Raw genomic sequence first — 21,389 nt, forward strand, 5'->3', positions numbered from 1 at the left:
ATGCAAACCATCCCCGTGGAAACCCTGCCGCACACAACGGTTCCCAGCATTCGTGTTGGTGACAGCGTGATCGGCGAGGAAGCCATCGCCGGGGAGATGCAGTTCCATCCGTCAACGGATCGCGAGGCCGCCGCCAAGGCGGCGGCCCGCGCCCTGGTCATCCAGGAACTCTTGCGCCAGCGCGCCGAGATCCTGGGCATCGAGACGGGCTCGTTGCACGAGCCCGACGAGCGTGCGATCGCCGTGATGCTGGATCAGGAACTGCAAGTCCCCCCGCCCGATGAAGAGGCCTGCGTACGCTTTCACGCGGCTCACCCCGAACGCTTCTGCGAGCCCACTCGTCTCAAGGTCCGGCATATCCTGCTGGCGGCGGCCCCCGACGACCTGGACGCCCGCGACGAGCAGTTCAAGAAGGCCGAAGGGCTGATCGACACCCTCAAGCAGCATCCCGAACGCTTCGACGAGATGGCGCAGCGGTTTTCGCAGTGCCCGTCGAAGGACGAAGGCGGGAGCCTTGGCTGGGTCAGTCGCGGTCAGACCGTCAGCGAGCTCGATCGTGCTCTTGAACCCCTGCCCGAAGGCCTGCACGAGCGTCCGCTGCCGTCACGCTACGGTTGGCACGTGGTCGTCATCGACGCCCGTCTGGAGCGCCAGCCACTGCCCTACGCCGAGGTCAAGGACAGGGTCGCCCACGAGCTGACCGAACAGGCCACCCGCGTCGCCCTGCGCCACTACCTGCTGGCGCTGGAAAGCGAGATCGGCGTCGAGGGTTTCACCCTGGCCGACGACGATGTCGACGGTCCCCTGATGCGCTGACAAGGGCGCTGACAGGTCGCTGAAAGAGCACAGACAGAGCGCCGACCAGGCGCCACTAGGCGCTGTCCGAAAAGTCGACGAGCGAAGGTTAGACAAGGCAAAAATCGGTGAGAAAGCGCAGTTTACGGGGTGTAAATGAGCATTTTAATCCGATTTTTAACGCCGTATTACCGAGCGCAGGCACTTTTCAGACAAGCCCTAGCGAATGACGCGTGCGACTCCCCCTTCCCTCCCACCTGACACCCCCGCCAGACCTCAGGGTCCGGCGGGCTCCCTTCACGTTCTCTCCACCGGAGTCCTTGCATGTCTCATACGTCCACGTGCGCCGTGTTCACCCCGCTGGATATCGCCATCCTCACCGTGTCCGATACCCGTGGCCTGGACGAGGACGGCAGCGGCAACCTGCTGGCGGACCGGTTAGCCGGCGCCGGACACCGCCTGACCGAGCGCGCCCTGGTCCCCGACGACATCTATCGCATTCGCGCCCAGGTCAGCGCCTGGGTGATCCGTTCCGACATCCAGGTGGTGCTGGTCAACGGCGGCACCGGCTTCACCGCCCGTGACAACACACCGGAGGCACTGACGGTACTGTTCGACAAGGTCGTCGAAGGCTACGGCGAGCTGTTTCGTCTGCGTTCCTTCGAGGCCATCGGCACCTCCACCATCCAGTCCCGCGCCGTGGCCGGGGTGATCGATCGCACCCTGGTGTTCTCCATGCCCGGCTCGCCCAAGGCCTGCGCCATGGCCTGGGACGACATTCTTGCAGCCCAGCTCGACGCCCGCACCCGGCCCTGCAACTTCGTCGCCATGGTGGTGAAGGACAGCCAGCGCTGCACCAGCCGCAGCGCGGATCACCACGTCGCTTCCGACACCGGGACGACGGCTCGACACGAAGCCCTGGAGGTCACCCCATGAGCGAGACCTGCGGCTGTGACACACCCACCAGGGGCCACACCCTGGTCGACCCCTGGCAGGCCCGCGAGCAGGTCATCGCCTTGACCCGCCCGCTGGTAGATACCGAGACGCTGAGAACGACCCACGCCCGTGGCCGCATCCTGGCCGCGCCGCTCAAGGCGCTGCACGACGTTCCCGGCATCGACAACAGCGCCATGGACGGCTACGCCCTGCGTCTGGCCGACCTCAAGCACCGGCTTGCCCTGCCCGTGGTGGCCCGAGTGCCCGCCGGCGCCGCCCCGATCACTCTGCCCTTCGACGGCTGTGCGCGCATCTTCACCGGCGCACCGATTCCCCGCGGTGCCGACGTGGTGGTGCCCCAGGAACGGGTACGGATCGATGAGGCCGGCCAGATCCACTTTCCCAAGGATTTACACCTGGGAGACCATATCCGGCGCCGTGGCGAAGAGCTGACCCAGGGAGCGGCGCTGCTCGAGCCAGGTGAGCCCCTCGATGCCATCCGCCTGGCACTGCTGGCGGCCCAGGGCATCACCGAGGTGCCCTGCCGGCGTCGGGTGCGCGTCGCCGTCATCAGTACCGGCTCGGAGCTGGTCACGCCGGGCAAGCCGCTGGCCCCGGGCCAGATCTACAACTCGAACGCCGGCATGCTGCACGCCCTGCTGCAGGATCACAACGCCGAGCTTGTCGACCTTGGCATCATCAGCGACACCGCCACGGCGCTGGAAGAAGCGCTGACCTTCGCCGCCCGCCAGGCCGATCTGATCGTCTGTACCGGCGGCGTCTCGGTGGGTGAGGAAGACCACGTCAGGCCCTGCCTCGAGCGCCTTGGCGGCATCTGCCTCAGCGGCGTGGCGATGAAGCCCGGCAAGCCCTTCACCCTGGGCTACATCGGCCAGTCCCCGTCCACCGGCACCCCGTTGCTGGGACTTCCCGGCAACCCCACCGCTGCCCTGGTCGCCTGGCATCTGCTGGGCCTGGCGGTACTGCATCGCCGACAGGGCCGAACCGTCGCACCGCTGGCGAGCTTTGCAGTGCATGCAGGCTTCACCTACCGCGCCAATCGCCACCGCAGCCAGTGGCTGCGTGTCCGCCTGGATCACCGCGACATTGCCCCGGTTGCCAGGATCGCCGGCGACCAGGGCTCCAATATGCTCAAGAGTGCAGCACAAGCCGACGGCTACCTACAGGTGCCCCCCGGCCAGCAGGTGGTGCCCGGCCAGCGCTATCCCTACCTGCCGCTAAGCCAGTTCGCCCGCTAGCGCGACGACCTGAACACCGACAGCACACCTAAAAAATGTTCCGACAAGGAGAGCCCACCATGGCCACCCCCTCACCCCTTCCCCTGGTCTACGCCTGCTCCGGCTGCTCCGACGTGGCCCAGCTCGCCAACAGCGTTGCTGTTGCGCTCGACCATCGCGGCATCGCCGAGATGTCGTGTATCTCCGGCGTTGGTGGCGGCGTGCCGGGGCTGGTGCGCAAGGCCCAATCCGGGCGACCGATCGTGGCACTCGACGGCTGCCAGATGCACTGCACCGCCCACTGCCTGGACAAGGCCGGCGTCAGCGCCACCCACCATCTGCGACTGTACGAGCAGGGCTTCAAGAAGCGACGTGGCCGCCGCTACGATGACGATTGCGTGGAAGTCGTCATCACACAGCTGATTCCCGTCGTTGACGCACTCGCCTGCGGCGAAGCGACCCTCGACCAGGGCGACTCCCCTGTCAGACTCACCGCCCACCACTGAGCAAACGCGACGCAATAAAGCCAGCCCCGTCAGGTGAAAGCGGCGTGGCACGTGAGACCAATACGCAAGAACGACAAGGCCCCGCCGGGCAGCAATCAAGGAGCTTTCCCGGCGGGGCCTTGTCATTGGCCATGTCATGTTAGCGGCGCGTCATGACAGCGACGTCGCTGCTCAGCTCATCCCCGCTGTCTCGTCGAGCCCATACTCCCGCTCCACCAGTGCCACCCTGACGCGATAGCTTGCATACCAGCGCTCGCGGCCCGTGGCCTGGGCCTCGCGATGATCCAGATTGGCCTTCCAGGCGCGGATCGATGCCAGGTCAGACCAGTAGGACACCGTGATGCCGGCGGCATATTCACCCGGCGAGCGCGCCGACTCCACCCCCAGAAACCCCGGCTGCTGTGCCGCCAGTTCGACCATGCGCTCGGCCATCTCGCCGTAGCCGTCATCCCCCGGCGTTCTCGTGGAGGTGAAGATCACCGCGTAGTACGGCGGTGCCGGTGTGGTGGCGATGGCGCTCAACGGTTTTCCTCAGTGATGATGGACAAGACACTCCGAGGCCGTCACGGAAATCGCAATCCGCCACGGCGAACTTGGCAATGTAGCATGAGACGACGTCAACGGCCTTCCCGGTGCATATGCCAGGCTGACACCAAAGACCTGCGCTGACGCCAGAGACCTGCGCCAGAGACCCGCAGTGACAAGAGCGGATCAGAAACCACCGCTACCCGAGCCAATCGCTCCCTCATTGATATGTTCAGTAAACGGATCATCGAACCCCGAGCCTACCGCGCCTTCATTGATACCCGGGGTAAAAGTATCGTCGTGCCCTGATCCGACTGCGCCTTCGTTGATATCGTCGGTGAACGGATCATCGATGCCCGCGCCGATCACGCCTTCGTTGACGTCTTCCGTGAACGCATCATCGAAACCGGTTCCTACCGCCGCTTCGTTGATGCCTTGCGAAAAAGGATCATCAAAGCCGGAACCCACCGCCGCTTCGTTGATGCCCCTGGTCCAGGGATCATCATGGGCCACGGCGCCTCCCGGCAACAGCGCCAGCATCAGGAAAAGTCCACAGACGCCATACCTCATGACATACCCCATGTCGGCAAAATGTCAGGATACAAGGTCCCATCCGATGCCATGCTGACCCGCATCCTGAAACAAGGGCCGGAACCCGGCTCGGGTACCGGCCCCTCCTGCCATCTCTTTTCCTTCTACTTTCTTGCGTCTCTTGTGGACTCGAGCCTAGCCGATGGGATCTACCTCGACCAGCGGCTCCCGCGGCAGCAAGGGTCGCCAGTAGGCAAGCTCAGCGGCCACCGGCAACAGATTGACCGACACATCCTTGCGAGTCGGTTTGCACGGACGGCAGCGTCGCTCGATACCGGGCTGATTAAGCTGGATACAGGTGTACAGCTCCAGGCCACGGGCATCGATGGCGCTGACACACAGCTCGCACTTGAACGACTGGCCCATTTCGGTCGCGACCTTGAGGCGTCGTCCCTCCAGTCGATAGGGAATGATGCCTGCCGCGCTCTTCACCTTGCCATCGCCCTGTTCCAGGGTCTGCCCACACAGGCACCACTCGTAGTCCACCGGGAAGGCGGTGAGCCTGGGCCAGGCTTCAAACACGCCGCACCATCGCACCGGGCTGGAACGACAACGAGAACAGTCCTTCGCAATGTAGTCAGTCACCTCTCCGCGCTCTGTCACGCTCCATCGTGCCGCAATATGCAGCGATGGCGTCGGGGTGTCGAAGGTGATCCAGTCCAGATGCAGTGCACCCTGCTGATCGATCTGGCGCCAGGCACGTAACTTGGCCAGGCGCCCTTCGGACGTGCGCATCCCGAAGACCACCTCATGGTGAGGCATGAACAGGAACCATCGTGGCCACGTGAGGGGTATCAGGCCCAGAGACATCTGGCTTGTTGCCAGCGGCAGGCGCGATATCTGCACCGGTGTCAGCGCGCCGAAGGAGGTCCCCGTGACCGTCAGCCCACTGCCACCGACGGCATTCAAGCCGCTTGCGGGATTCCAGGCGAGATCGGTTCCGGGCAGCACCCCCGCACTGAGGGCGCCACTGTCCAGATCCACCGAGAACCCTCCGAGACCGACGTTTCCGCCCTGGTGTTTTACCGGCACCGAGACCGACCGCACGATGCTCGAGCGCAATTCCAGATCATCGAGGACGATACTGGACAGCGTCAGACCACCACCGATGGGCCCGAGCGGGATCGCCGGCAGGCCACCAATGGCCCCGCTGATTCCATCCGAAATCAGACCATCGGCGATGCCTTCTGCCACCGCCTCGACAATCGCCAGCACCACGGCGGCAATGATGACTCCGACGATACCGCCGAACAGACCTCCCAGACCGAGTGAGGCAAGCCACACCCACCAGGCCAGGTCCACATCGGTATCCACCACCGGCGTGGTGGCAGTCACCGTGATCGCCCCAGCATCCAGACCGATATCGATGAAGAACGAGAAATTCGACTCCGCCGACCAACCACTACCCGAGTCGGTGGCACGTCCCGTGACGGAAATGCGATTGGCGACAACGCGAGCCTCAAGACTTCGAAGCGTCCCCTGACCACCCGGTGCGGGGATACTGCGGTTTAGCCTCAAGGGGGTGTCGAAATCGGTGACAGGTCTGCCCATGGAGCTTGCGATACGTGGGCGCATTACCCTGGCCAGCAACCAGAAATTGCTCATCGTCACCAGCGACTGGCTACCGGCAGGGATCAAGCTGGAGGTGACGTTATTGATATTACCCCCGCCGTCGCTGGACATGCGCACACCGAACGCAAGGCAATCACGATCCAGAGCCGTGGTATCGTTCACGGTGGTGACATCGATGTCGAAGACGGTTGTCGCATCCGTATCGTCGACGACCGGGATCGCTGGCGTCAGATCGATTCGACCGATGCTTGACTGAAGCTGGTCGAGCACGACTCCCGCCATCATGTTCTGCGCCTGCGTGAGGCTCAGCCCCGCAACATCCAGAAGCGGCTCAAGCAGTGACACCGACGCAGGATCGAACGCCACATTGACCGTGGGCGCACCGGCATTGAAGTCCATGGTGGCGAACTGATTGCTGCCCTCGGTCACCATGGCGATACTGTCCACCACCGTGATGGCGCCACCGATCGGGGCCACCGTCAACGCCAGGGGCGCGGTGATCTGGAGCTGAGAATTGGAAAAGGGAACGGTCAGCCCCATTCTCGGCCGAGGGCGGTCCAGGTCGGCGACGGGGGTATCGAAATTCAGATCGGCGCTCCCGCTGACACCGCCTGCATTGACTGGCACGCTGATACTGGGTGGAAAGATCCCTCCGGCGAGGAAGGCCGTGGCAAGTTGATTGTTGAGTTCGTTCTCGGAAATCTGAACGAGCATGTCAAAACCGGCTGTTCGATCCAGTGCCATGACTAGCCCTCCTTGTGAACAACAAAGCCATCATCGTCCTGCGGCTTCGCACCCGGCTTGATCTCGCCGATACGACCACGCGGGAAGGCCGCAGCCTTGAAACCCGCCACCTTCACTCCGGGACCTACCACTGCTGTCTGTTCGACCTCCCCATGGGCCCGCTCGACGGCCTTCAGCTCCTGCCTTGACAATTTGACACCGGCCTTGAGCAAGGCCTCGACAGGATGCGCCATGTATAGGCTCGCGTTCGCCTCGTCCTTGGCCAACCACTCCATCATCAACTTGTCGGCCTCCTGGAGTTTCTTCATCACCTCTTCTGGTAACGCAAGAGGCTCGGCATCCCGACGGGGCGCTCCCTTGCGAGGACGGCAGCGCAGAGGACGCTTGGGGAGCGCGAAGTCTCCTCCAGGCACGAGGCGCACATTGATGTTGGCCTCAAAGCCCTGGGGCACCTTGGCCACCACGAGCTCTTCCGCCCGATCCTTGCCCAGCCCCACCTGAGAGCGGCATGGGCAGGGATCGGGGTCTTTTGACGTATTCATGTGTTGGCTCCTTGACGTTGAATGACGTTTGCAACTTCGCAGGGCAGCGCAGTACAGGTCGTCAACAAGAAGCTCGGCGAGAAATAACGCTACCCGGGTCATCGAAACGATGACCGAGCGGGGGTAGTCGACTTCCGGGACGTCAGCCCACCGAAACAGGAGGCAGGCGACCGGAATCTGATGCTATGCGAGGAAGGAGGGAAACATGCTCGGACACCGGAGCTTTGGATAACGGGCAAGGCGCCCCGACAGCGTCCCCGCGCTGACCTCTTTCATCTGACACGAAAAGGAAAGCGCTTCTGGCGGCGCAGCCCTGAATAAAATGTGCTTAAAAAGGCACCAGGGCCACGACCGCAGGACACCAAACATCTCGGCTAATTTATCAAGTACTTACCAAGTATTCCTGATGGATTCAATCAGAATGACTACCCCCGTAGAACACTCTTCCTAAGTAAACTTGGCCTTTGAAGCATAGACTGTCTTCGTCAATGTGACGATGTCCAATCAGCCATCAGGTCAACAAACGAAGGCACCCCGCCGAGAGGCTTTCTCGACGGGGTGCCTGAAGGAGTCGGCGTAACGTTCACCGGAACAACCGGTGGCCCTTAGCGATTGATCTCGACACGAATGATGCGATTGGTGGCGCTCTGATGAATCAGCAGCTCGCCATTCCGGGTCGGTCGCATATGCCGCACGATACCGGCGTAAATACCGCCAGACGGGATCGCCCAGCTCTGGAAGGTCTCGGTGGCGGGATCAAAGCGCACCAGGGCATCGGGGCGCATCCCGGATTCGTTGTACCAGACCACGCCATCGAGTACCGCGATCGCGTAGGGATGAGACTTCTCGCCGCTTGGCGACGGCCACTCCTGCACCTCACCGCTGCGGGGGTCATAGCGCCCAAGCCGGCCCCTTCCCGAATTGACGTACCAGATCATGCCGTCATCGGCGATATCGAGCCGGCGCACAGTGGTTGCCTGGTGGGGAAGCTCGATTTCGGTAAGCGCCATGGTGTCGGGATCGACTCGTACCAGGCAGTTGCTGCCATTGCAGGCCACCCAGGGTGTGCCCTCTGCATCGATCTAGATGCCGTAGGGCCGCGCCCCAGTGGTGGGCATGGCAACGAGTTCGACCTCACCGGTTTGTGGATCGAGGCGTCCGACGCGATTGGCGTGCTGCGCCGTAAACCAGAGAAGGCCGTCATCATCGAACACGGCCGTGTGGGGATCACGCACCGAGGGGTCAGGCATGTCGACCACCTCGATATCCCCACTGGCCGGGTCGAGACGCCCCAGCGTCCCGTTCTTGTTACCGGTAAACCACACGCCGCCGTCACGAGCCAGCGTTACCGAGTGAGGCATGCTGCCGGGCGGCAGCGGATATTCGCGCATCTCACCGGACATGGGATCAATGCGCCCCACCAGATTTCCCCATTGGCCCGCCCACCAGATCCCGCCATCTGGCGCCTCGGCCGGATCCCGCGAGCGTTGCCCGAGCGTCGGCACCGCCCATTCGTGGAAGCTGATATCGGTATCTCCCTCAAGCAACGTCGGTGCCCGTCGTTCATTGGGAGGAAAGTGCTCCGCCAGATAGTCGGCGATAACCCCGCGGCGGGCAGGATCACTCGAGAGATCCACCATGGTGCCCATCAACTCGAGCCACCCCTCACGGCTGTAGCCAAGGCTCTGGCTGATGCGACTGACCGGATGGCACGCCGAGCACTGCACTTCGACAGCCTCCCTGCCCTCCCCCGATGGCAAGCCGGCGCCCAGGGCCACCGACGAACCAGCGAGCAGCCAAATCGAGAGACATAGCCCCTGAACCCCCGTCTGCCTGGTCATACGCCACCTCTCCGAGCCTGAGTGCACCGAAAGTGCGCACTCTGGTGTACCGCTTCTTTTGATCGCCAGGCTCCGATGGTCTGGTGCTTTATCCGCCACCAGCGCAACAAACCGATACCTGTCGGCACCAACCCCGTGCTATCGCGACACGCAACGCACGTCGCGAGCCACATGCCTTTCGCCGACGTCGATACCTATCCAGCGTAGGCAAGATGACGCCACACTGCAGCGCCATCATCGAAAGCCCAAGTGGTGAAATCACTGGATAGGTGTCACAAGCAGTGACACGACGGGTGGTACCAGGCCCCCATTCCTGCGATGAAAGACTGGCAGAACCGGCGTCCTGAACTATTCACCAAGTGCGTGATCAATCATCCGGGACCTGACACTTAAGGGACGAGTACTACAACATTTCCGCGCTTGCGGCGAGATGCTACGCGTGCGTGCGCCTCGCGCATCTGGGAGAAATCATAACGCTCGTCGATGAAAGGGCGGAGAACGGCTTCTGTTGCGAGTTGGGCGAGCCGCTCCGCGACCATACGCGACTCAGGCGCGACGCCAGCGATCAGCTTCTTGGTCCCGAGCGCGGTGACGATAGGGGCTCCAACAATCGTGGAGAGCGAACCGGCGACCGCGAGCAGCCGGCCGCCACGCCGCAGCGCGTGCCTGCACCGGGACATGGGGGTATCCCCAACAGTGTCGACGATGACATCGTACCCATCCGTGATTTGCAATGGGTCCTCGCGTTTGTAGTCAATCACCCCGTCAGCACCCATTGCCCGGACAATCTCGGCGTTCGCTCCGCTGGTGACGCCCGTGACGTGTGCGCCAAGATGCTTCGCGAGCTGGATGGTCGCGGTGCCCACGCTACCCGAGGCTCCAATGACCAGGACTCGCTCACCTGGCTGAACTGAGGCTTCGCCGAGGAAGTGGAGCGCCGTCGCGCCGCCGAACGAGAGTGCTGCGGCCTCCTCGAACGACAGATATTGCGGCTTCCGCGCGAGGTGCTCATTCTCCCCGAAGACAACGAACTGCGCGTGGCAACCCATCCGCCAGCCGTTCGCCCCGAACACCGCGTCGTCCACGCGGAATCGCGTGACCGAGCGGCCAACTTGAGCCACTACGCCCGAGAACTCACCGCCCAAGATGGCTTTCCTCGGACGGCGTAGGCCGAAAATGAGCCGGCCGATCGCCCCAAACCCCTTCGGCATCTCGAGCGTACGCGCGCGCCAATCGGCAACCGTGACTGTCGTCGCGAGCACCTTGATGACCATCTCGTCATCCTTCGGCACCGGCGTCGGGACCTCCTCAAGGTGGACCACCTCTGGCCCGCCGTATTCACGATACACCCAAGCTTTCATGCACTGCCCTGCTATCGTCGTCTATGGCCCTTTGGAACGTCTCACCCGTGTCCGTCGAACGCCTGAGTTCAGCGGCGTTCTAGGCGACGACCGTTTTCGCGGTAGAAAAAATGGGCGACGGATCAAACGTCCGCTGCAACGATTTGTTAGCGGTCACAGAGCAGAACGCTCTCAACCGCCTTGACCACTGATTCAAGCTTCTGCTTCGCCTCATCTGTTCGAAAGCCCTTACGACGCGCTCTTTCATCCACTTTTACATGGCCACTGCCAGTATACGGATTTAGTACTTCCGTAGATGCGTACCCATCCGCCAGCGCCTGAACCATTTGGTTCAACCACCTCTCCATTTCGTTGATTCTGTCAATACATTCCCTCCGCTTATCTTGGCACTCGGGGTATGGGTCAAAATGGTCGAATGCGTAGGTGTACCGCCAATCTTCGTGAGCCTCCAGCTTATTCCGGACCTGGCTATGGATCTTGTTGTAAGAGAAGTGGTTGCCGCAACGTGAAATGATCGGATTGCAGCCTTCCCGATTGTCACCGGTCTTTCCGACGTAGAGCTTCGTCCCATCGTCGCTTTCGGCCACTACGACGTACACGCTAAAACAGCGCTTCAATGCCTCAGGGGCGATGGTGAATGTATGAGCCATAGTGACCGTTAACGCTCAAAACAAGGGCCGCCGGTACGGCGGTTCCATTTTCTTGTGCTTGTCATGCATCTTTCTACCTTATGAACTGGCCATCAAAAGATTCCAACGATTGGGGATCTACTACTTTTACTGCGGTTCCCCCAACGAATGGTGCCGCCCATGAAAATGCCGAAACTGTTCTGCCACCATATGCCTCAATAATCGCATTCGCGCCAACCTTCCTTGCTTCTTGAGCGAGCAGAGGATACAGGCTCTCAGCCTTATCATAACCTTGACGGGCATTAGCTTTAACAACGCCAATAACCTCATATTCAATATCAGAAGGCAAGCCCGCTTGGGTAATGAATATTGGACCAACGGTTTGCTCCGAAGATGCAACTTGAGGTACGGATGATGACGAAACCGCTCCACAGCCTCCGAGTGGAGAAACTAGACAAATTAGAATTATTGCGTATTTCAGATTCATACTTGTTCTTCCTTTTAGTAAATGTCGGATGCATAACACCAGCATTTTCGGTTGGCTTGTAGCGCAGCGAAAAACCAGTCCCGCAACATCCGCTTGTTATGCATTTTTAACAATCCCAGCAAGAATACTATTCTTGTATTTTTGGAAATGTGACTTAGCATATGCTTGATTGACATACATTGGGTGATAAAAAGAGTTCTTTGAGAAATCCCTATCGTATATATCAAGAACGGCATCAGATGAATTATTGAAAATACTCACAGCCACTTTTCTAAGCATCTCATTACCAAGAACTTCGTTGCTAAAACCGAAATACGTCGGTTTATCGTTAAAATATCTGTATACGCTACGTGAAAACAGTAACTCTGAATCTTCGCCAATTCCGGCAACTGCTTCTGGAAGATTTTGATTTTTAACATTGAAGGTGTTAAATAACTGGACTACACCACTCAGGTCAATATTTTTATCCAAATACCAGCCGTTAAATATTTTCTCGACAAATCTCATTGTTGAATCAGGAGAAAACTCATGCCAGTGATCGGATTGAACCCCTTCGCCGCTCTTATATCTTTGGTGAAACTTTGAGATGGATGCCAATAAATCCTCTGAAACAAGTGAAGTAGGCTCTGCGCTGCCAGGATTGGCTAAGACAGCGCTCCCAATCAAGTCCCAGCAATCACCGAATTGAAGCAGTGTATTTCGCCTATATATAACTCCGCCTTCTACAAAATACTCAGCAAATACTTTCAATGATTAGTCCTTATCCTGAGATGCATAACGCCCAAATAACAGGCTAAAAATAGTGGGCTATAATTGAGCGAAGCGAACTGCCCGCTGTTTTTAGTCCTAGTTGATTTGCTTGTTATACGCACAAGCTACATACTGATTTTGTAACCTGCCGCTTTAAGTTCTCTTATTATTGCGTATGCTTGAGGATCAACTGAACCATCTACCTTTTTATAAACCAGACCGTTCAAATCACTTGGCAAAACCACATCGCCTTTATGCAAGCAACAAACACGGTTTCGGCCTAATTTACCTACAAAATACCCAAACTCAAATATGACATTAGGCCTAGCTCTATACTCAATTACTTTATCCGTTTCAGGGATATTAATTTGAGCAACTGTATAACTAATTTCGTCAGGAGTTAACAAAATGAAAGCAAAACCTACATCACTATGTTTTTCAAATTTTTCAATCACAGTAGCGCCTTCATCGGCCTCACGATGAAGGACAACTGGCACTAAACCTATTTCGTGTAAAAAACGTTCAACATCGGTTTTTAAACTTTCATCATGACCATGCACAACAAAAATTTTATTAGAAAGTGCTGCTGATGTCGGGGTGCTCTTTTCTGCTTTAAGCTCTCCATAAACATCATTTTTTAAAGTCGTTGACAATATTTTTAATGCTTTAACTAAATTAGATTTAGCTATCTCAAATTTATCAGGCCCATTACCTTCGGTGTATTGCGTAAGCCCTTCGGCAATTAGAGACATTGCAGGAGAATCATCAGAAAGGTGTTTAGATACTATATTTTGAGCTCTTATTTTAAATATCCCCCATTCTGGAGAGTCAGGGCCACCATAACGTCCTTGATAATCACCTACAGCTAAACAAAAATTTTGAAAAGTGAAACTTTCACCTTCCTCAATTAGTCTCTCGACTATCTCAATCTGACTTTCCATGGCTCTCTCTATGATTAAATTTAACACTAAACTTTAGGTGCGTATAACGCCCCGCACAAGGGCAGACAAATAAGCGCAGCGTTTTGGCTGTCCCAGCGACCAACGGGAGCGATTGCTGCGGCTTGTTACGTGTTTTTACGGACAATTGTTTTATTGACAATTCTCCAGTTTATTTTTTGCTTCCACGCAAGCTGTCTATCTGAGAGTTTTCGCTTGCGCCTAGTTTGCATTAAGAACTGGTACTCTTTTTCATAGATGTAGCCAAGTTGATATGCATGAAGGATTAAATCCTCGTTGGCATTGGCAGAGTTGTCCTTGGCAATTCGTTTTAGACCATCAAATAGATTGCCCGTTGATATGCCAATGAACTGGTTAACACACACATTGCCAACATAAGTCTTGTTGCCATTGAACTGATTCTGGATATAACAAAGTTCTTTGATTGCCTGGCCACATGGACAATGATTCCAGTCTTCCTGTATCTCAATGCCAACAAGCTTCCACTCATTTTTGGCCGCAAAGAAATCTTGAGAATTAGAGAGCAGCAAAATATGTTCTTTTAGCCTCTCAAAATTATGCTCCATAGTTTCTCCTCAGCACGAGTACACGTAACGCCTAAAGCAGCGGCGCTGTTTTTTGCGTCCGTTGCCTTTACTTGTTAACTGGTTAAGGCCACCCATTCTCTTCAGAGTAGCCAGATTGTCTTTGCAGGTCTTCAATTAGGTTTTCTATGGCATCTAGATCAGTTGATCCCATCTTAACCCCGTGGATCAATCCATCTAAATCCGATTTCTTCAACGGAGCCTTGTACTTGGAACTCCATTGAACAGAAGTCGATAACCGTTCTAGAAGTACCGAGTGGTCTGGCTTTAAAGAAAGCCCTAACCGAGAAGCAACGTCATTGAGGTCGTGGGCTTTCTCATGAAAGTGTTTTGCACTAAGCCGCTCCTTCGACAAATCGGGGGCGTTTTTATATACATAAGCCCCCTTAAGTGCATTCTCCGCAGCCAGCCCCAACAAAAGCAATGCCCCCTTCAGTGATCCAGACTGTCGCTGCGTATCTCGCTCCGATAGTATCGGCTCCTTTTCCAGGAGACTTTCCCAAAGAACCGAGGCCGCCTCAAACATTTGCCATGATTGAGCAAACCAGTTTTCTGGATTAAGGACTCGCTCGAAATAATCCATCTCAATTTCCAGTTAACGCCGTTGTTCAGCGGCAGCCTTGGCAGAGCGGAGCGGCGACAAGGCTGTCCTGTGGAGGGCCCTCGGGCCCGGAACGAAATGCAACAATTTGTTAGAAAGCTATGAGCTGTGCGGATCTTTCCAGTGCCCTCTAGCCTGATACGCAAAGTCCGAAGTCGCACTTTCCAAGTCATTTGAATTCAAATCAACCACGAGTTCACTTGGCGTGGCATGTTTGGCTTTAACTCGATTTATTTCACCCGACAAATCGAGTGATGGCTCTGTGGTAAAAGCTGCAGGAAATGGAACTCTCACCTCATTTTCATTGCCCGCGGTAAACTGCCCTTTGCAGATTTGTTCACCATTACTGTACCTAAACCACTCTCCATCGGAATTACTGCCGCTTTCAACAAGGCTGTTGTTGACGACATAGTCTTGCACTAGCTTCGACAATTCCTCTTGCGAGGGTTCGGTTTCCGGCAGACTGTCAATCAGTGGCCTTGCCCACTCGGGCGCATTCTTTGACGAGTTGCGATGATAAATATGCGTAATCAACCACGACGCAAATGCACCGGCAAAAAATAGTACAAACTCCATACTTAAAACATCCTCCGGTCGGAATTTCTAACATTTTTAATCGTATGCGTGCTTAAATTGACGCCGCGCGGATCTGCACAAGGTGCTTCACATCTTCTTGATACTACCAAGAAATTCATCCTATGCCTTCTTCGCCCTTAGTCGCCAACACCCGCATGCTCGAATTCCTGCGAAAGTGTGCGCGACATTCCACCGGACTCTGCTCACATCTCTCTGATGTTCTGCCTTTTTTCTAGAATTTGTGCGGAGAAAACATGCGTTCTTCTGTTGCTTTCCAGGCGCGTCAGCTGGACGCTTCTCGATATACTGTATGAATGTATAGTTACCGTATTTTGGAGGTTGCACATGAGCAAGAGCCCGTTCCTGGAGTCCATCCGCCGAGATCTACGCTTGCGTGGCTACAGTATTCGAACAGAAAAACCTACCTGCACTGGATCAAGCGATTCATCTTGTTTCACCAACGCCGACATCCTGCTGAGATGGGTGCACCCGAGGTGCGCGTCTTCCTGACATCGCTCGCCAACGACAACGGTGTCTCGGTCAATACGCAATAGATTGCGTTGAATGCTCTCGCCTTTCTGTACCACAAGTTTCTTGGTGTCGAGTTGGGACCGCTCGACTTCAAGCATGCTCGCCAACATCGCAGGCTCCCCACCGTACTGACGCGTGCCGAGGTCGCAGCGATCCTGTCGTGCATGTCGGGACGAAACTGGCTGATCTTCTCTTTACTTTATGGCAGTGGGCTACGTATCGCGGAATGTCTGCGACTGCGTGTCAAAGACGTCGATTTCGATACAGGGGGCTTGACCGTCGTCAGCGGCAAGGGAGGCAAGGATCGCAAGACATTGCTGAGTACAACCCTGATGTCTGAACTGACTCGGCAGATGGATACTGCCTAGTCCCTTCAACGCGAAGATGTCGCACGGGGGGTAGGCCCTTCGCTGCCCTTCGCGCTGGGCAAGAAATACCCTGGCGCCTATCGCCAGCCTGCCTGGATGTTCGTTTTTCCTTCCACTGGCCTGTGTGCCCATCCTGTTTCGGGCATTCTGTGTCGACATCACCTCCACGACTCGGTCCCTCGCAAGGCGCTGAAGGTGGCGGTGAAACAAGCAGGTATCGTGGATAAACGGGTCGGCTGTCATACCTTCCGACATTCCTTTGCCACCCACCTGCTTGAGGCAGGTCAGGACATTCGTACGGTGCAGGAATTGCTGGGCCATACCGATGTCCGAACCACGCAGATCTATACCCATGTCATCGGCAAACGGTTTGCTGGCACATCCAGCCCGTTGGATCTGCTATAGCATCGACACAGGCCCTGGGTGGATATTCCGGCTGCCGATTACCCTTCAGGCAGGCTACCGCAGGAGAATGTCATGCAGACACGCCCCTCCCTTGGCGATTGATGCCACACCCTTCTATGAAATCAGCACTACCCCACCAGACTTGAATAAGGCGTCCTGGCTTCCACGCCCTGATGTATCTGGACTGTCTGTCATTCTGGCTAAGTTTAGTTGTTGCCTTTCAGCATATACCGACATATCCGGGGATTCGAGCTTTGCCTCGACGTCGCTGAGTGCGCCCCACCCTTTTCCTAGTTTGGCCACGATTTGACGACGCGCCGTGGTCGAATACCACAAACGACGACACCCCGGCGGGCAAGTCCCGTCGGGGTGTCGTTTGGTGGCGGCTGTGTCTTGGCGTTATGCCTCGGCGTTATGCCTTGTCTTCCCTCTACAGCCTCAGGCTTCAGGCGGCGTAGCGGGACACGGCCAGACCATCGGGGTTGATGGCGGGCGTACGACCGTCGATCAGGTCGGACAGCAGCTGAGCACTGCCACAGCTCATGGTCCAGCCCAGGGTGCCGTGGCCGGTATTGAGCCACAGGTTGTCGTACTTGGTAGCGCCGATGATCGGTGTGGAGTCCGGAGTCATCGGGCGCAGCCCGGTCCAGAATTCGGCCTTGGCCAGATCACCGCCTTCCGGGAACACATCGCGTACGACCATGGAAATGGTGGCACGACGCTTCTCGGCCAGGCTGAGGTCGTAGGATGCTAGCTCCGCGGTGCCGCCGACACGGATACGGTCGTCGAAGCGCGAAATCGCCACCTTGAAGGTTTCGTCCATGACGGTGGACTGGGGCGCGCCGCCGTCATCGACCACCGGCAGGGTCAGGCTGTAGCCCTTGACCGGGTAGATCGGCAGACGGATGTCCAGGTCACGTGCGAGGAACGGCGAGTAGCTGCCCAGCGCCATCACATAGGCATCGGCCGTCAGGGTGCCGGCACTGGTGTGCACCGCCTCTACCTTGCCGGAGACCCGCGTCAGCCGCTCGATGGTGGTGTTGAACATGAACTCGACGCCGAGCTTCTCGCGGCAGTAGTCGGCCAGGCGATTGGTGAACAGGTGGCAGTCACCGGTCTGATCGTCGGGCAGATGCAGGCCACCGACAAACTTGCCAGGCACACGGGCAAGCGCCGGCTCCACCTGGGCGATGCGGCTTGCGTCCAGCAGTTCATGACGCACGCCGCACTGCTCGAGGACCTTCATGTCCTTGCCCACCGCTTCGACCTGTTTGTCGGTGCGGAACAGCTGCAGCAGGCCACGCTGGCGATCTTCGTAGCGCAGCCCGGTCTCGTCACGCAGCGCATTGATGCAGGCGCGGCTGTGCTCGGCGACGCGGACCATGCGCTCCTTGTTGAGGGCGTAGCTGTCGGGATTGCAGTTGCTGAGCATCTGCATCATGAAGCGGCCCATGTTCGAGTCCATCTTGGGCTGGATCTTGAGCGGCGCATGCTCCTGGAACATCCACTTGACCGCCTTCTGGGGGATGCCCGGGGCGGCCCAGGGGGAGGAGAAGCCGAAGGATACCTGGCCGGCGTTGCCGTAGCTGGTCTCCATCGCCACGGAGGGCTGACGATCGACCACCTTTACCTCGTGTCCCTGACGGGCCAGATAATAGGCGGTGGTAACCCCTACGACACCCGCTCCCAGTACCAGTACCTTCATGTCGCCACTCCTCTGTTCTCGTTGTCGATGGCCCGTCCCGATCCCGGGCGTTGAGCATGAGATAGGCCGTGGCCAATGGCCACGGCCTGCAATAAGAGGAGTATAGGGTCGAGTACGAAGTGTTTTATTCTTTTTTACTCACCTTTTGCGAACGGTGACATCGAATTTGTCACCATCAGCAGGTTTTACGTTCTTCCGCCGACCGTAATATAGTTGATTCAACCACCCTGGATTTCGCCCTTGCCGCTACGCTTCGGACGCGACAGGGTCCGCCGCAGCAACAGGTAGGCGCCAATTCCCGCCAGCAGGTTGCCCACCCCTGCTCCAAGCCCAAGGCCGGTAACACCGCCCATCAGCGTTACACCGAGCCACAGGCACGGCAGGTAGAACACGAACAACCGCGCGGCAGACAGCAACATGGCGCGCATCGGCCAGCCGAGGGCATTGCCGGCCGACACCACCAGCATGCACACCCCGAGCGCGGCATAGCTCGGCAACATGAAGCGCATCAGCACCATCAGCGATTCGCTGACCTCCGGCGTGCCGGCCAGGGCACGGGCGACCCAGGGCGAAGCCAGTGCCAGCGACACACCCAGCATCAACTGCCACACCACCACCACCTTGAGGGCAAGGCGCATCAGGCGGTGCACCTGGGCCCAGTCGCCGGCGCCGTAGCAGCGGCCGAGCCAGGGTGGCAGCGACATGGTCAGCGCCAGCACCACCATCAGCGACACCGTCTCCAGACGGCTGGCAAGTCCCCAGGCCGCCACGGCGGATTCGCCCAGGCGTGACACCGTGGAAATCGCCAGCATCGCCGCCAGTGGCGGCATCAACTGGCTGACCATGGCGGGACAGGCGACCCCCGCAAACGACCGCCCCGATAGCCGCCATTCCTCCCGGAGGCCTTCGAACGCGAGCCATTGGCGCCCCTTCAACTGCCAGCCGAGCAAGGCAAGGCCGCTGCCAAAGGCAATCACCGTGGCCCAGGCGGCCCCGGGCAGGCCCAGCCCGTCCCAGTTGCCGATACCAAAGATCAGAATCGGATCGAGACACAGGTTCACCAGGCTGGTCAGCACCATCATGCTGCCGGGAAAGCTGGTGTTGCCGTGGGCACGAAATAGGCTGTAGCCGAAGTACACCACCGCCCCCAGCCAGGCGGCGACCAGCTGGGGTGCCCAGTAGGCGCGAATCAACTCCCGCGCGTGAGCGTCGGCCCCAAGGGCCCCGAAGATGGGACTCTGCAGGGCCCATAACACCAGCGCCAGCAGGCCGATGGCGACTGTCCCCATCATCAGCGACAGACTGCCAAGACGCTGGGCGCGGTCGTCTTCGCCCCTGCCCAGCGCCCGGGAAATCAAGGCGGCAATGGCGATCCCCATGCCCACCTGTACGCCGATGATCAGAAACGACAGCGGGAAGGTGTAGGACTGGGCCGCCAGGGGAGCGGTGCCCAGGCGCGCGACGAAGGCAGAGTCGACCAGCTGAAAGCCGAGCAGCGACAACACTCCGATCGCCATCGGCCAGGTCTTTTGCCACAGGGTGCGCCCCAGGGAGGTAGAGTCGGAACTTAGGTGCACGGTGTCTCCGGATGGTAGATAGGCCGCTTATGGTAAGCCATAACGAACCCTCGCTCAGCCTCCTTCAACGGCAAAAGCCCCGGGCACCTGTCCCGGGGCTTTCGTCATGTTGACCAAGGCGTGTTACTGACGAATGCCTTCGAAGGTCACGTACAGCTCAAGGTTGTGCATCGGCTCGGGGAACTTGCTCATGTCGATGTCGTAGTCGGACAGCGCCAGCTCGGTGGAACCTTCGAAGCCTGCGCGATAGCCGCCCCAGGGGTCGTCACCCTCGCCCAGCAGGGTCACCGGCATCTCGATGCTGTTGGTCACACCATGCAGAGTCAGGTCACCGCTCAGAACACCTTCGCCATCGCCGGTAGATTCAAAGCCGGTGGAGGTAAAGGTGGCGGTCGGGTACTCACCGGCGTCGAGGAAGTCACCGCTCAGGATGTGCTTGTCGCGCTCGGCGTGGTTGGTATTCAGACTGGTGACATCAACCTCGACCTCGGCGGACGCCGCCTCGACGTTTTCCGGGTCGTAGCTGAAGGTACCGTCGAAGGACTCGAAGCTACCCAGAATATAGGAATAGCCGAGGTGGCTGATCTTGAACTGGATAAAGGCGTGCTGGCCTTCAGAATCGATGGCGTAGTCGGCGGCCTGGGCCTGGGCCAGCGGCAGCAGCGAGGCGGCGGTCAGGGCGGCGATGGCGGTCTTCTTGAACATGTCACTCTCCTTGATGGTTACGCGGTGATTGCGTCAGCACTCTTTCTCTATACCGACCTTGGGTCATGCATCGGCCCCGGGGCGGTCGATTCTTGACGTCCGGACAACACTTGCCGGCGGTCTCAGGGTAACGTTGGCGTGCTCAGGCCTGCTCCCCGGTGGTCTTGTCAGGCTTGGCCCGACGCGCCAGGCGCGGGTCGACCATGCGAACCAGGGTATCCTGACGGTCCAGGTAGTGATGCTTGAAGGCCGCCAGGGCGTGGCCCGCCGACAGGATGATCAGCGCCAGCGCACTGTACCAGTGCACCACGCCTGCGCGGGAGGCCTGTTCCGGCAGGTCACTGATCAGCGCGGGCACGGTGAACAGGTCGAGCACGGCGATGCCCTTGCCGTCGGCGGTGGAGATGAGATACCCGCTGATCAGCACCGTGGTCATCAGCAGATAGAGCGCCAGATGGCCCAATGCCGCTCCGCGACGCTCAAGCGCTGAACCGTGTGCCTCGGGGGATGGCTGCACCAGCCGCCACAGGATACGGCCAGCCACAACGAACAGCAGCAACATGCCGACGCCACGGTGCCACCAGGGTGCCAGGTTGTACCAGTTGCTGTAGTAGTCGAGACCGGTCATCCACCAGCCCAGGGCGAACAGACCGAGAATCGCCAGCGCACTTGTCCAGTGCAGCAGGATGGCGAACAGGCCCCACCCCTGGCGTGAATTTCGCCACATGCCAACGTCCTTTGATTAATCGATGAAATCGAGCTTAACGCATCTTTAGACGGCAAACCGTGGAAAAATTTCGAACGATAGATACGATAAAACCGCGATATGGCGCGCCTGGCTGCTGCCCTTCCCCCGTAACG

22 protein-coding genes and 1 pseudogene are annotated in these 21,389 nt (G+C 58.4%); 6 read left to right on the top strand and 17 right to left on the bottom strand.

The window, feature by feature from the left end:
• The 4 genes from NFG57_RS11935 to NFG57_RS11950 all read left to right on the top strand — a co-directional run bounded on the left by NFG57_RS11935 (position 1) and on the right by NFG57_RS11950 (position 3,475).
• Positions 1-816, top strand: a complete 816-nt coding sequence (locus NFG57_RS11935) for a peptidylprolyl isomerase (RefSeq protein WP_108448824.1) — start codon at positions 1-3, stop codon at positions 814-816.
• Positions 817-1,119: 303 nt separating this feature from the next.
• Positions 1,120-1,731, top strand: a complete 612-nt coding sequence (moaB, locus tag NFG57_RS11940; protein ID WP_348814390.1) for a molybdenum cofactor biosynthesis protein B — start codon at positions 1,120-1,122, stop codon at positions 1,729-1,731.
• On the top strand, positions 1,728-2,990 hold the full coding sequence (glp, locus tag NFG57_RS11945; protein WP_348814391.1) for a gephyrin-like molybdotransferase Glp: 1,263 nt from the start codon (positions 1,728-1,730) through the stop codon (positions 2,988-2,990). The genes moaB and glp overlap by 4 nt, the downstream gene beginning before the upstream one ends.
• Before the next feature lie 59 nt (positions 2,991-3,049).
• Positions 3,050-3,475 carry a putative zinc-binding protein gene (locus NFG57_RS11950; protein WP_348814392.1) on the top strand — a complete coding sequence of 142 codons (426 nt, stop codon included), beginning with the start codon at positions 3,050-3,052 and terminating at the stop codon, positions 3,473-3,475.
• A gap of 171 nt (positions 3,476-3,646) precedes the next feature.
• On the opposite strand, the gene NFG57_RS11955 is transcribed toward NFG57_RS11950, so the two are convergent.
• The 13 genes from NFG57_RS11955 to NFG57_RS12015 form a co-directional block, all read right to left on the bottom strand.
• On the bottom strand, positions 3,647-3,997 hold the full coding sequence (locus tag NFG57_RS11955) for an antibiotic biosynthesis monooxygenase (RefSeq protein WP_348814393.1): 351 nt from the start codon (positions 3,995-3,997) through the stop codon (positions 3,647-3,649).
• A 189-nt stretch (positions 3,998-4,186) separates the two neighbouring features.
• Positions 4,187-4,540, bottom strand: a complete 354-nt coding sequence (locus NFG57_RS11960) for a hypothetical protein (RefSeq protein ID WP_348814394.1) — start codon at positions 4,538-4,540, stop codon at positions 4,187-4,189.
• 186 nt (positions 4,541-4,726) lie between these two features.
• Positions 4,727-6,907 (bottom strand): hypothetical protein, encoded by a 2,181-nt coding sequence (locus tag NFG57_RS11965; protein WP_348814395.1) that lies wholly within the window; start codon positions 6,905-6,907, stop codon positions 4,727-4,729.
• Between the two features lie 2 nt (positions 6,908-6,909).
• Positions 6,910-7,449 (bottom strand): hypothetical protein, encoded by a 540-nt coding sequence (locus NFG57_RS11970; protein ID WP_348814396.1) that lies wholly within the window; start codon positions 7,447-7,449, stop codon positions 6,910-6,912.
• A 605-nt stretch (positions 7,450-8,054) separates the two neighbouring features.
• A complete protein-coding gene (locus NFG57_RS11975; protein WP_348814397.1) occupies positions 8,055-8,459 on the bottom strand; it encodes a hypothetical protein in 405 nt (134 codons plus the stop codon).
• A gap of 72 nt (positions 8,460-8,531) precedes the next feature.
• On the bottom strand, positions 8,532-9,290 hold the full coding sequence (locus NFG57_RS11980) for a hypothetical protein (protein WP_348814398.1): 759 nt from the start codon (positions 9,288-9,290) through the stop codon (positions 8,532-8,534).
• Between the two features lie 389 nt (positions 9,291-9,679).
• On the bottom strand, positions 9,680-10,651 hold the full coding sequence (locus NFG57_RS11985; RefSeq protein WP_348814399.1) for an NAD(P)-dependent alcohol dehydrogenase: 972 nt from the start codon (positions 10,649-10,651) through the stop codon (positions 9,680-9,682).
• 723 nt (positions 10,652-11,374) lie between these two features.
• Complete coding sequence (locus NFG57_RS11990) at positions 11,375-11,767, bottom strand: hypothetical protein (protein ID WP_348814400.1); 393 nt, start codon at positions 11,765-11,767, stop codon at positions 11,375-11,377.
• Between the two features lie 96 nt (positions 11,768-11,863).
• Positions 11,864-12,517, bottom strand: a complete 654-nt coding sequence (locus tag NFG57_RS11995; protein ID WP_348814401.1) for a hypothetical protein — start codon at positions 12,515-12,517, stop codon at positions 11,864-11,866.
• Between the two features lie 125 nt (positions 12,518-12,642).
• On the bottom strand, positions 12,643-13,458 hold the full coding sequence (locus NFG57_RS12000) for a nucleotide-binding protein (protein WP_348814402.1): 816 nt from the start codon (positions 13,456-13,458) through the stop codon (positions 12,643-12,645).
• A gap of 125 nt (positions 13,459-13,583) precedes the next feature.
• Positions 13,584-14,042 (bottom strand): hypothetical protein, encoded by a 459-nt coding sequence (locus tag NFG57_RS12005; protein WP_348814403.1) that lies wholly within the window; start codon positions 14,040-14,042, stop codon positions 13,584-13,586.
• Between the two features lie 82 nt (positions 14,043-14,124).
• On the bottom strand, positions 14,125-14,643 hold the full coding sequence (locus NFG57_RS12010) for a hypothetical protein (protein WP_348814404.1): 519 nt from the start codon (positions 14,641-14,643) through the stop codon (positions 14,125-14,127).
• Between the two features lie 117 nt (positions 14,644-14,760).
• Positions 14,761-15,237: a hypothetical protein gene (locus NFG57_RS12015; RefSeq protein WP_348814405.1), complete on the bottom strand. Its 477-nt coding sequence runs from the start codon at positions 15,235-15,237 to the stop codon at positions 14,761-14,763.
• Positions 15,238-15,551: 314 nt separating this feature from the next.
• Between NFG57_RS12015 and NFG57_RS12020 the strand changes: the two genes are divergently transcribed.
• Positions 15,552-15,791: a site-specific integrase gene (locus tag NFG57_RS12020; RefSeq protein ID WP_348814406.1), complete on the top strand. Its 240-nt coding sequence runs from the start codon at positions 15,552-15,554 to the stop codon at positions 15,789-15,791.
• A gap of 141 nt (positions 15,792-15,932) precedes the next feature.
• A pseudogene (locus NFG57_RS12025) lies at positions 15,933-16,541 on the top strand (tyrosine-type recombinase/integrase).
• A 445-nt stretch (positions 16,542-16,986) separates the two neighbouring features.
• Here NFG57_RS12025 and NFG57_RS12030 read toward each other — a convergent pair.
• The 4 genes from NFG57_RS12030 to NFG57_RS12045 all read right to left on the bottom strand — a co-directional run bounded on the left by NFG57_RS12030 (position 16,987) and on the right by NFG57_RS12045 (position 21,255).
• Positions 16,987-18,246 (bottom strand): D-amino acid dehydrogenase, encoded by a 1,260-nt coding sequence (locus NFG57_RS12030; RefSeq protein ID WP_253028817.1) that lies wholly within the window; start codon positions 18,244-18,246, stop codon positions 16,987-16,989.
• A 218-nt stretch (positions 18,247-18,464) separates the two neighbouring features.
• On the bottom strand, positions 18,465-19,763 hold the full coding sequence (locus tag NFG57_RS12035; RefSeq protein ID WP_348816179.1) for an MATE family efflux transporter: 1,299 nt from the start codon (positions 19,761-19,763) through the stop codon (positions 18,465-18,467).
• A 183-nt stretch (positions 19,764-19,946) separates the two neighbouring features.
• Positions 19,947-20,528, bottom strand: a complete 582-nt coding sequence (locus tag NFG57_RS12040; RefSeq protein ID WP_108448841.1) for a YceI family protein — start codon at positions 20,526-20,528, stop codon at positions 19,947-19,949.
• 142 nt (positions 20,529-20,670) lie between these two features.
• The gene (locus tag NFG57_RS12045) at positions 20,671-21,255 is read right to left on the bottom strand and encodes a cytochrome b (RefSeq protein WP_045992461.1); all 585 of its coding nucleotides are present in this window, start codon (positions 21,253-21,255) and stop codon (positions 20,671-20,673) included.
• Positions 21,256-21,389: the final 134 nt, after the last annotated feature.

Source organism: Halomonas sp. H10-59 (assembly GCF_040070555.1).
Classification (GTDB): Bacteria; Pseudomonadota; Gammaproteobacteria; order Pseudomonadales; family Halomonadaceae; genus Halomonas; species Halomonas litopenaei.